13 protein-coding genes and 1 pseudogene are annotated in these 11794 nt (G+C 30.4%); 2 read left to right on the top strand and 12 right to left on the bottom strand.

The genetic code is table 11. From position 1 onward, the window contains the following. The first annotated feature begins 26 nt into the window (after positions 1 to 26). Positions 27 to 1409, top strand: a complete 1383-nt coding sequence (locus ACEG17_RS03330) for an NCS2 family permease (RefSeq protein ID WP_372582545.1) — start codon at positions 27 to 29, stop codon at positions 1407 to 1409. Positions 1410 to 1491: 82 nt separating this feature from the next. Here ACEG17_RS03330 and ACEG17_RS03325 read toward each other — a convergent pair whose 3' ends face one another. The 10 genes and pseudogenes from ACEG17_RS03325 to ACEG17_RS03280 form a co-directional block, all read right to left on the bottom strand. Beyond that, positions 1492 to 1749 (bottom strand): type II toxin-antitoxin system Phd/YefM family antitoxin, encoded by a 258-nt coding sequence (locus tag ACEG17_RS03325; protein WP_372582544.1) that lies wholly within the window; start codon positions 1747 to 1749, stop codon positions 1492 to 1494. Between the two features lie 18 nt (positions 1750 to 1767). Next, on the bottom strand, positions 1768 to 3813 hold the full coding sequence (locus ACEG17_RS03320) for a transglycosylase domain-containing protein (RefSeq protein ID WP_372582543.1): 2046 nt from the start codon (positions 3811 to 3813) through the stop codon (positions 1768 to 1770). A 34-nt stretch (positions 3814 to 3847) separates the two neighbouring features. After that, complete coding sequence (gene rlmN / locus ACEG17_RS03315) at positions 3848 to 4945, bottom strand: dual-specificity RNA methyltransferase RlmN (protein ID WP_372582542.1); 1098 nt, start codon at positions 4943 to 4945, stop codon at positions 3848 to 3850. Between the two features lie 173 nt (positions 4946 to 5118). Then, a complete protein-coding gene (locus tag ACEG17_RS03310; RefSeq protein WP_372582541.1) occupies positions 5119 to 5511 on the bottom strand; it encodes a type II toxin-antitoxin system HicB family antitoxin in 393 nt (130 codons plus the stop codon). 30 nt (positions 5512 to 5541) lie between these two features. Beyond that, positions 5542 to 5733, bottom strand: coding sequence for a type II toxin-antitoxin system HicA family toxin (locus ACEG17_RS03305; protein ID WP_060917468.1), 192 nt, complete (start codon positions 5731 to 5733; stop codon positions 5542 to 5544). 89 nt (positions 5734 to 5822) lie between these two features. After that, complete coding sequence (locus ACEG17_RS03300) at positions 5823 to 6395, bottom strand: DUF4291 domain-containing protein (protein ID WP_372582540.1); 573 nt, start codon at positions 6393 to 6395, stop codon at positions 5823 to 5825. Positions 6396 to 6464: 69 nt separating this feature from the next. Continuing rightward, the gene (locus ACEG17_RS03295) at positions 6465 to 6956 is read right to left on the bottom strand and encodes a HEAT repeat domain-containing protein (protein ID WP_372582539.1); all 492 of its coding nucleotides are present in this window, start codon (positions 6954 to 6956) and stop codon (positions 6465 to 6467) included. Next, complete coding sequence (locus ACEG17_RS03290; RefSeq protein WP_372582538.1) at positions 6956 to 7096, bottom strand: hypothetical protein; 141 nt, start codon at positions 7094 to 7096, stop codon at positions 6956 to 6958. The genes ACEG17_RS03295 and ACEG17_RS03290 overlap by 1 nt, the downstream gene beginning before the upstream one ends. 22 nt (positions 7097 to 7118) lie before the next feature. Further along, positions 7119 to 7676, bottom strand: coding sequence for a HEAT repeat domain-containing protein (locus ACEG17_RS03285; RefSeq protein WP_372582537.1), 558 nt, complete (start codon positions 7674 to 7676; stop codon positions 7119 to 7121). A 5-nt stretch (positions 7677 to 7681) separates the two neighbouring features. Beyond that, a pseudogene (locus ACEG17_RS03280) lies at positions 7682 to 7981 on the bottom strand (hypothetical protein); the annotation flags it as partial. A 217-nt stretch (positions 7982 to 8198) separates the two neighbouring features. Between ACEG17_RS03280 and ligA the strand changes: the two are divergent. After that, entirely contained in the window at positions 8199 to 10307 is a 2109-nt protein-coding gene (gene ligA / locus ACEG17_RS03275; RefSeq protein WP_372582535.1) for an NAD-dependent DNA ligase LigA, read from the top strand. A gap of 161 nt (positions 10308 to 10468) precedes the next feature. On the opposite strand, the gene ACEG17_RS03270 is transcribed toward ligA, so the two are convergent. Further along, positions 10469 to 11050 (bottom strand): YqhG/Tai3 family protein, encoded by a 582-nt coding sequence (locus tag ACEG17_RS03270; protein WP_372582534.1) that lies wholly within the window; start codon positions 11048 to 11050, stop codon positions 10469 to 10471. A gap of 161 nt (positions 11051 to 11211) precedes the next feature. Then, the gene (locus ACEG17_RS03265; RefSeq protein WP_314294431.1) at positions 11212 to 11793 is read right to left on the bottom strand and encodes a YqhG/Tai3 family protein; all 582 of its coding nucleotides are present in this window, start codon (positions 11791 to 11793) and stop codon (positions 11212 to 11214) included. Position 11794 lies beyond the last annotated feature (1 nt).

Here is an 11794-nt window from a genome sequence, read left to right as displayed (position 1 = left end):
CATAGAAATGGAGTTGATTAATCAAAATGGGCATCACTAATGTTCAACAAACAAGCGGACTTAAACAACTTTTCCCGCTTCTAGCAAATGAAAATGTCAATATGAAAAAGGAAATTATGGCAGGAATTACAACATTTCTTACAATGGCGTACATAATTGCTGTAAATCCAAATATTTTGTCAAAAACTGGTATGGATGCAGGAGCATTAGTTACAGCAACTTGTTTTTCAGCCGCAATTGGCTGTTTTCTTATGGGCCTTATTGCAAATCTGCCTTTTGCCCTTGCCTCAGGTATGGGATTAAACGCATTTTTTGCATTTACAGTTGTACTAAAAGGTGGTATCAGCTGGCAAACTGCTTTGACTGCTGTCTTCTGTGAAGGAATTATATTTATCTTTTTAACACTTTTTAAAGTACGTGAAGCTGTAGTAAATTCCATTCCAGAAAATATGAAACACGCTGTTACTGGTGGAATTGGAGTATTTATCGCATTTGTCGGCTTTTCAGGAAGTGGACTGGTTGTTTTAAATGAATCTACCAAAGTTAGTATGGGACATTTTTCTCCAGCAGTTATTATTTCATTTATCGGATTATTCTTAATAGCTATTTTAGATAAAAAAAATGTACGTGGTTCAATTCTTTATGGAATAGTATTGAGTTCTCTTCTGGCCTGGGGATATGCTCTTATAAACCCTTCACATGCAAAAGAATTAGGAATTTATTTACCATCTGGTATCTTTAAATACGAGTCAATGATGCCTGTTATGGGAAAATTAGACTTTAGACTATTTACTGATTTTAAAATGTTTGGAAATTTATTTGTCATAGTTTGCACATTTCTGTTTGTAGACTTTTTTGATACTGTCGGAACATTAGTAGGAGTATGTTCAAAAGCTGATATGCTAGATGAAAATGGAAATGTACCAAATGTAGGACGAGCTTTAATGGCAGACGCAATCGCAACTACAGCTGGCGCCACACTTGGAGTTTCTACAGTTACAACTTATGTAGAAAGCTCAACAGGAGTTATCGCAGGAGGAAGAACGGGATGGACTGCTATCACAACAGGATTCCTATTCCTAATATCAATGTTTTTCTCGCCAATATTCATCTCAATACCAGGATGTGCCACAGCTCCAGCCCTAATTTACGTTGGTTACCTAATGCTAAGTTCAGTTAAAAACATAGATTTGCACGATATTCTAGAAGGAGTTCCATCTTTCATAACAATTACAACAATGGCTCTAACTTACAGTATTGGTGATGGTTTAACATTAGGAATTTTATCTTATGTTTTAATAAATCTGTTTTACAATTTATTCTCGAAAAAAGAAGACAGAAGACACGTTTCATGGGTAATGGTTATTTTAGGAGCGTTATTCATAGTTAAATTATTATTTATGTCATAATCAAATTTATAAATTCTTATAAACAAAAAATATGATTTCTTATACATTAATCTGTATTTGAAATCATATTTTTTTATTGCTCTTATTCTACTTCAATTAAATCGTGTATTTCTGCTTTCCCCTCTTCAACTTCTCTTTTTCCTTGAATTAATTTATTGTAATAATCATTATTTGACATAATATATAAATTTTCCATCAAATTACTATATTCATCTTCACTCATTACAACAATATTTTCGTCATTTTTCCTAGTTACAATCAATGTCTCACAATTCTGTATCACTTTTTCAAAGTATTTTTCAGGATTGTTCTTAAAATTAGAATAACTTGTTGCTATCATAAATTTCAATTCCTTAATTTAAAACGTAATCCCATTCCTAAACTTACCTTCCGACTCAACTGGCTCTGTTCCAGTCTTAAATAGTGCTGTTCGTTTATTTACTCCATCTCTGTCAAGAAGTCCAATTTGCAAGTCAATATCTCTTGTTGTTAAATCTTTTCTTGTAATATAATCGTCTATAAATTCAAAGACTCCAACGTTATAATTTGGCAAGTCAACTACCGTCTGCATGTAAGTTTTCCAAATTGGTGCAGCTGCAGCTGGCCCGGTCATTCCAGGCCCCATTGACTTGTTGTCATCATTTCCGACATAAACTACTGTAGCAAGAGTAGGTGTGTAACCTGTAAACCATGCTGAAACGTAATCAGAAGTTGTTCCCGTTTTTCCAGCCATTGGAATAAGCTGTCCATTTTTAAAGACTTTTGCAGATTGCCCAGTTCCATAATTTACAGCATTTTCAAGCATGTAAGTTAATATTGCAACATCTTTTGAATCATAAACTTTTTTCATTTTTGGTTTTGCTTCATAAACAACTTCACCATATTTATTCTCGATTTTGTAGATATATTGAGGCTGAACTTGATATCCTCCATTTGCAAGTGCCGCATAAAACATTGCCATGTCTATTGGTCTTGTAGAAATTGAACCAAGTGCCAACGTATAGTTCTTCGGAAAATCTCCTCCTACAACTCCTGCATCACGCCATACTTTTTCAGCCGAATTGATTCCAACACGTTGCAATAGTTTTACTGGTATTATATTGTTGGAAATTTCCAATGCTTTGGCAAGTGTCATGCTGTCTCTGAATACTCCATCATAGTTCTTTGGACTCCAGTTTCCAATTTTTACTGGCGAATCTTCCATAACGGTATTCATTGCCATGTTTTTTTGCAATGCCGCAAGGTAAACTACTGGCTTGTAAGATGAACCTGGCTGTCTTAATGAACTTAATGCACGATTAAAGTTACCTTTTTTATAATTTTTTCCTCCAACCATTGCTTTTACAAACCCGTTACTTGGGTCAATAGAAAGCAATGCACCATTTAAGTTCGCTCGGCTCTTCAAGTTATAATTATTATTAAATGCTGAATAAGCTGCCCTTTGTAAATCTAAATCAACTGTCGCATAAATTTTATAACCGTCAAATAAGAATTTTTGATCTTCTTCAGGTATTTTCAATATTTTTCTTACTTCACTTAATACAACTGTTGTAAATTCAGGTGCCACATTTGAAGTCGAAATCTGTTCCTCTTCATTACGGCTTTTAATATTTCCATTTACAAACGTAATTTTTTCTTTAACCGCTTTCTCATATTCTTCCTCTGTTATAAATCCAAAATTTCTCATTTGATGAAGCACAATCTTTTGTCTTTCCAACGCATGTTCTATTTTTGAATATTTTGTTGGAGATTTTGGAAGGCTCGCTAAAATTGCCGCTTGTGCAATAGAAAGTTGTTTTGGCTGTTTATTAAAATATTTTATAGCCGCATTTTTTATTCCGTAAGCTCCTTGTCCAAAATAGATTGTATTCAAGTAATTTTCCAGAATTTCATCTTTTGTATACTTTCTTTCAATTTCTATTGCTAAAATCGCTTCTTTAATCTTTCTTGTCATTGTTTGTTCTGGCGATAAAAACGCATTTTTTGCAAGCTGCTGAGTAAGTGTACTTCCTCCTTCACGCCGTCTTCCTGTAATTGTCAAAAAAGCCGCTCTTGCCGTTCTCACAAAATCAAATCCATGATGAGTCCTAAATTTTCTATCCTCAATTGCCAAAAACGCATTCTGCACATGCAAAGGAATTTCTCCAATTCCAATTGGAGCTCTATTTTGAACCATTATCGTATCTATTTGATTTCCATTGATGTCATAAATTACCGATGGCGATACAGGTGCATATCCATCAATCAAATCAACTGGCGTTTCCTTGCTTACCGTATAAACAAGATAAGCTCCCGCTCCCGCTCCGATTATAAACAAAAACACAAAAACTTTGAAAAAAAATGAAAATAAACTAAATTTTTTTCTAGGTTTTGCAATTTTTTCTTCTTTATTATTCTTTTTCATTACTACCTCTTTTCGTAACTATTTCAATATCTATTTAAATATTTTTAGCAGAATCCATCTGTTTTTTTGCCTTCAACTGTCCACAGGCCGCTGCAATGTCCTGACCTTTAGTTTCTCGCAACGTTACATTAACATTTTTGTCTTTTAATAATTTATAAAATTCCCTTTGTTTTTGTTTTGATGGTGTTTTATAAGGCTTTCCACCAACAGGATTATAAGGAATCAAGTTTACTAGACACGAAAATGAATTTAAGAATCCAGCCAGTTCCCTTGCATCTTCAGGCTCACAGTTCAAATCATCAATCAAGATATATTCAAATGTAATACGATTTTTAGTTTGTTTCTGATATTCCAAAAGTGATTCTTTTAACTGTTTTACTCCCCATGTTTTATTTATCGGCATAATTTCACTTCTCACATCATCTCTCACTGAATGTAATGAGATTGCTAAGTTCACTTGATTTTCATTTTCTGTAAATCTTTTTATCCCATTTACAATTCCACTTGTAGAAATTGTAAAATTCCTTTTTGAAAAATTTTGCCCCTTAGGAGAATTTAACATATTAATTGAACCAAGAACCGCATCATAATTTAAAAACGGTTCCCCCATCCCCATATAAACTACATTTCCTAATTTTTCTCCACGTTTAAGTAAATATTTCTGAACATAGTAATATTGTAGTAAAATCTCAGAAATTGATAAATTTCTTTCATAAGTCATTGTAGCTGTGGCACAAAAATCACATCCGATAAGACATCCAATTTGTGAAGAAACGCAAAGTGTATGCCGATTTTTATGAGAAATAAGCACACTTTCAATCAATCTTCTGTCCTTCAATTCAAACAAAAATTTCTCAGTATCCCCATCTTCCGAAACTTGATGTGTCTTAAACTCCAATTTTGCCACATAAAATCTCTCTTTCAAGATTTCCCTATCTTTCTTAGAAATATTAGAAAATTCGTCGAAATCAAATACCAGTTTATTATGTAGCCAGTCAAAAACTTGACTCGCATTAAACTTTTTAAGACCAATCTCAACAAATTTCTTCTGCAAACTCTCTAAATCCATCCCCAAAATATCAATTTTCTCAATTGTATTTATACTTGTCATTTCATTATTATTTAGTTCCATTATTTTATTTTTTTCAATTTCCTCCTTTTATTTTTACAATTTTCATTGCCTATATCATACCATATTTTACGAAAATATTACAGTATAAAAAATAGAATTTTCAAAATAAAAAAAATGCTCAAAGTTTAATTTTACTTAATCTATTTCTGAACATTTTTCTTAATTTTTAATTTTTATATTCCCAAAGCCTCTTTTAATGCTGTTTGTAATATATTAGAAAAGTTTAATGACTGCTTTTCAGCCTCATCATTTAACCATTTTGGAATTGTCAATGTCTTTTTCACAGCCTGATTTCGTACTTTTTCTAAAATTGGAGAAATCCAGACATCAACATATATCAAAAATTCTCCATTTTCCAGTTTTATCTCACTATTTTCAGATTTTGGAAACGGAATATTATTTTTTGCCATTGTAAAAAGCATTCCTGATAAAACATCTTTTGCATTTCTTACAACTTCCTCAAGTGTCTCTCCATCAGTAAAACATCCTTCAAAATTTACAAAATTTGCATAAAAAATACCATCTTCTTCTTTTACAACACACGGATATAACAATCTATTTTTCATAAAACTACCCTCCTATAAAATATTACAAGGCTAGAATTTAAGCCCTGTAATACGTTCTATATTTGTTAAAGTTCCAGATGGTATATCTTTTTTTGTACATTTTACAGGACATATTTTACCATCTTTTATATAAATTTCATGTGAACCAGTTGTATGATCAAGTACCCATCCATTCTTTTTTAAAACTTTAACAATACTTCTGTAAGGTTTAGTTCTTGACATTATTCCTCCTTACAATATTATTATACGTATTTTTTACACGTATGTCAATATATTTTAGAAATTTTATAAAATTCTAAAAATACTAGGATTCAAACATATTTTTCTTCTATTGGAAGATTACTATCTAAAAAACTCCCATTCTCAATCTTCTCTCTCATCTCAATAACTTTATCTGTTATATCCGTTATATTTACAATCCACTCATTTACATATTTTTTTACCATTTCTCCCTTTATTCCTAACTGTATCGCCCTTCTTCCTATTGGATTGCCGTAAATATCCCTGTCTGGATCCCATTGACATCTTACTTCTGAATTTTCTAGTTTTTCTTTCCATTCCTCCTTAGATAAATCAGAAGTTTCTCTAAAAGATGAAAGTACAGCATTTCTCACTATTTCATCAAATCCTTCCCTTTTTAGGTCAATTGCCAGTATTCTTTCCTGTCCTTGTTTAGTAGCCCAGCCACTTCGGTACATCATCCAGAGAAACGATGGTTTTATCCAAGTCATCCTATTTAAACTGAATTTACTTCCAAACTTTCCTAATTTTAAAGCCTCGTCTGCTATTTCATTGTTATATGCCTGATAAACTCTTATTGTCTTATCATCAAATACAGCATAAATATTTCTTTCTTCTTCTTTTTTCATAATTATTCCTTTCATTCAACATCCTTATTTGCAAAATCACATCTCTTCAACTGCTCCATTGCATGTTCTCTTATAGTCTCTTCATCACTTTGTAATAATACATTCCAATTTTTCTTTCGCCTTAGGAGTATTTATATCTCCTAAAGCAAAACAGCATTTTCTCACTAATGCAAAATTATCATCCCAACGGTATTTTTCAAAATTCGAAGTTGCTAGTTCATATATACTATCTATTGTTTTTGGTAAGTGAAAACCTTGAAAATATGATGCTATAGTTTCATGTTCTTCATGAAATTCTTCTTTTGCTAATTTAATATAATCTTCAATAAATTCAGATCTATCATATAATTTAAAAAAACTAATTGAAAGCATCAAATTTTCTATTTCAGATGAATTTTTTCTTTGACATGCTATTTTTATTCCCTCTTTTATTATATTTATTTTTTCTTCATCTGAAATATTAGAAAAATTCGAAATTAATTCCTCATTTTTCAGTTGAAAATTTACAACATGAGTTTTTTTACTTAATTCAAATAATTTCTTTAATTTATTTTCATATTTTGCTGATATTTTCATTATTTATTCTCCTTTATCACTTCGTATTCTTTTAAATTTTTATTGAATATTTCTAGTTCTTTTCCCTCATCTTTTCCTAATTGTCTGTCTATTGCCTTTTTTCTAGTTACTTTATTCGCCTCTTCTTTAAATGAAATCATTTTTTTAACATCTTCAGTCTTCTCACTCAAAATCCTTATTTGTAAAATCACATCTATTTAATTCTCGTTTTGCCGATTCTCTTAATTCTTCAGTTTCATTTAAATTATTAGCCAAAAGTTCCAATTTTTCTTTTGATTTAGGAGTATTTATTTTCCCTAGTGCATGAATACATTTTCTAGCCATTGCAATTCCCCCTTCATATCCTTCAAACTGATGTGCCAATGCTAAATAATACACCCATTCTATTGTTTTTGGTGAAGCTATATCTTCAAATGCCTCTGCTATATTTTCATGATCACCATGCCAATTTCCTGTTATAATTTCCTCTATACTGTCCTTAATTTCATCAAAATCTATTTTTGATGAAAAAACTAAAGAAAAAACTAAATGAGAATAATACATCATCATATCTAAATTTTTCAAAGTACAAGCTTCTTTTAATTTTTCTTTTGCAATATTAGGAACTTCTCTTCTATATCTAATTTTTTCCAATTTAAATTTTTCTAAAAACTCATCATCAATCAATTCTTTATTATACCATTTTGATAATAATATAATTTCATCAAGATATTTATTCATAATTACTATTCTCCTATTACTTTATAATCTATAATATTATCACTGAAGATATTCAATGCTTTTCCGCCTTCTCTTCCTAATCCTATATTTACATTATAGAGATCTTTTATTATAGGTTTTTTTTGAATTGTTATTTCCAATTTAAACATTGCATGATTATTTCCCCAACCTTTAGATGCATTTGGCAATTTTGAATAATTATAATTATGAATCGCCATTATACCACTTATTTGACTTTTATCTTTAACCCCTATATTCATCAATTCATTCGTTGTTTCTGGATTAAGTTTAAATTCTAATGTTACTCCACCATAACCATATCTTTAAATATATGATAGCGAAAGAGAAATATCTGAAAAAAATAAAAAATCACTATATTATTCTTAATAAAATTATTATATTGTACCATTCACGATTTGTCAATATTTGGGATTCAAGCTCTGATTTAATTGCTCCAAAAACTTTTCATATCATAAAAAAAATGATATAATTTACAAAACAAATTTTATAAAAGGAGCAACCGTGAATTTATTTAATCAAGAAAAAAATAACGAAAATGAAAATATAGATAGTGAAAAAAACACCAGTTTTTCTGATGTTCAGGAAAAATATACAAAATTGAGAAATGAAATCGAATATCATAACAATCTTTATTATAACGAGGACAAGCCTATTATTTCCGATATGGAATATGATGCTTTAATGCGTGAATTAAAACAGTTTGAGCAGGAATATCCAGAATTGCTGAAAAATGAGAAAAATGGAGAAAGTTCGCCTACTGAAAAGATTGGAGGTACTGCGAGTGAAAAATTTTCAAAGGTACGACATCGGGTGCCTATGCTTAGTTTGTCGAATACTTATAATATTTCTGAAATTGAGGATTTTGACAAAAGAATCAAAAAAATTATTTTATCTGAAAATATTAAGAATCATTCAAAGGAATTGGAGTATATTCTGGAACTGAAACTGGATGGGCTTAGTATAAGTCTAATTTATGAAAATGGAGTGCTTGTTCAGGCTGTAACACGGGGAGATGGGCAAGTTGGGGAAGATGTGACTGAAAATATTATGGAAATTAAAACTATTCCTAAAAAATTGAAAAAAAATGTTTCACTGGAAGTTCGTGGAGAAATCATTTTGCCAATTTCGAGCTTTAACCGAATAAATCAAGAAAGGGAAGATGATGGAGAAGATGTTTTCGCAAATCCTAGAAACGCAGCTTCCGGGACAATAAGACAGCTGGATAAGACAATTGTTGCAGAACGTGGACTTGACTGCTATCTCTATTATCTTGTAAATGCTGAGAATTACGGAATAAATACTCATTTGGAGAGCATTGAATATATTGAAAAACTTGGGTTTAAAACAACAAAAATATTTGAAAAATATACTGATTTTAAAGAATTGGAAAAATCCATTGACAAATGGCATAACGACAGGAAAAAACTTGATTATGAAACAGACGGGCTTGTTATAAAAGTAAATAATTTTGCACTTTACGAAACGCTTGGCTACACAACTAAAAGCCCACGATGGGCAATTGCTTACAAATTTCCTGCTGAACAAGTAAAAACTAAATTAATGGACGTAACTTTTCAAGTTGGAAGAACTGGTGTAATTACTCCTGTTGCTGAACTTGAAGCTGTGAATTTATCAGGTTCTGTAGTAAAAAGGGCGAGTTTACACAACTTTGATGAAATTCGCAGAAAAGATATAAAAATTGGCGATAATGTTATTGTAGAAAAAGCGGCTGAAATTATTCCACAAGTTGTAAATGTTGTGTTTGACGATAGAACTGGAAAAGAAATTGAAATTCAGGAGCCAACAAATTGTCCTGTCTGCAATAGCGAGCTTGCACACGAAGAAGGACTTGTCGCCTTAAAATGCCACAATCCACTTTGCCCCGAAAAAGTTAAACGCCAAATTGCCTATTTCGTTTCTCGTGATGCAATGAATATTTCTGGACTTGGTGACAAAATTGTCGAAAAATTTATTGAATTAGGAAAAATAAAAACAATAGTTGATATTTATTCTCTTGAAAAATATCGTGAAGAACTTGAAAATCTCGAAAAAATGGGGCAAAAAAGTATAGACAACTTGATAAATAGCATTGAGTCCAGTAAAAATCGTGATTTTTCAAAAGTCCTCTACGCACTTGGAATTCCTTTTGTTGGAAAATTCAATGCGAATCTTTTGACAAAAACTTTTAAAAATATTGAAAATCTGAAAAATCAGTCAATCGAAAATTTACTGGCTGTAAAAGGTATTGGCGATAAAGTGGCAGTTGCTGTAAATACTTTCTTAAATGATGAGGATAACTGGAAAATTATCACAGATTTAAAAAATATTGGATTACAATTTGCTGTTGATGAAACTAATTCACAAGAAATAGCAGATAATCCAATAAAAGACAAAAACTTCCTTGCAACTGGAAAACTACAAAAATACAAACGAAACGACATAAAAGATATTATCCTGTCCAAAGGCGGAAATTATCTGTCAGCAGTCTCAAAAAATCTGGATTTTCTAATCGCTGGAGAAAAGGCTGGAAGTAAACTGGAAAAAGCTGAAAAATTGGGCGTTCGGGTGCTTACGGAAGAGGAATTTGAAAAGGAATTTTTGGAAATTTAATTTTTAACATATATATCACCGAACACTTTCAATGTTAAATAAATTCAAGAAATTTAATAAATTTATTCATAAAAAAATAGGGATTTCCTTAAATTACAGTAATCCCTATTTTTATTTCAATGAATTGTTATTTTACTATATCATTCGTTTCTTTGTCCAATTTATTTTGAGTCATCAATTAACCATTTTCCATTTTGTTTTACAAGTTTTAATGTTATCTCTGTTCCACCTTGATGACCTTTTCTACCATCAACAACAAAATCTTCTTCGTATTTATCTTTTAAATAAACTGTTTTAGACTTAGAATCATATTTTTTCAATTGAAATCCACTTTCTTCTCTTATATCCATTATTCCTGATCCTAATAAAGGGTCATAGTCATAATCAATATCATCATTTTCTTTTAAAAATTTCTCATCAGCAGGAGTTAATTTTCCTTCAAGTGCTTTTTCACCTAATTCTATATGTTTTTCTCTTCTTTGAAATTCTTTTCTGAATTTTTCTGTAATTGGAGCTTTTGCAAACCATTTATCGAACTCATCAGGATTTTCAATTCGTATATATTCATTCATAAAGTTTACTGCTGTATTTATCGCTTCTTTATCCTCACTACTTAATTTTGTATTTGCCTGATTACTTTCTTTAACTGTTTTTTGAACTTTACCTACTTTTGATTTATTTCTTGTAACTGACATTCCTAAACTTGCTACGATTAACATAGCTATTCCTATTTTTTTTAACATTTTTATCACTCGCTTTTATTTTTTATATTTATCATAATTTTTCAAACTATTATTTAATTTTCCAGCACTATAAAGAGAAACATTTATAAATGTATGGTCTACTGCTCTATATATTTCAATGAATATATTACTTCACTATCTCATTTGTTTCTTTGTCCAATTTATTTTGAGTCATCAATTAACCATTTTCCATTTTGTTTTACAAGTTTTAATGTTATCTCTGTTCCACCTTGATGACCTTTTCTACCATCAACAACAAAATCTTCTTCGTATTTATCTTTTAAATAAACTGTTTTAGACTTAGAATCATATTTTTTCAATTGAAATCCACTTTCTTCTCTTATATCTATTATTCCTGCTCCTAATAAGGCATCATACTCATAATGAATATCGTCATTTTCTTTTAAAAATTTCTCATCAGCAGGAGATAATTTTCCTTCAAGTGATTTTTGACTTAATTCTATATATTTTTCTCTTCTTCGGTATTCTTTTCTGAATTTTTCTGTAATTGGAGCTTTTGCAAGCCATTTATCAAGCTCATCAGGATCTCTAATTTCTATATATTCATTCATAAAGTTTATTGCTGTATTTATCGCTTCTTTATCCTCACTACTTAATTTTGTATTTGCCTGATTACTTTCTTTAACTGTTTTTTGAACTTTACCTACTTTTGATTTATTTCTTGTAACCGCCATTCCTAAACTTGCTACGATTAACATAGCTATTCCTACTTTTTTTAACATT

The organism is Leptotrichia hongkongensis (genome assembly GCF_041538065.1).
GTDB classification, from domain to species: Bacteria; Fusobacteriota; Fusobacteriia; order Fusobacteriales; family Leptotrichiaceae; genus Leptotrichia; species Leptotrichia hongkongensis.
Note: the sequence above shows the minus strand (reverse complement) of the source record. Positions and strands in the feature narration are given on the sequence as shown.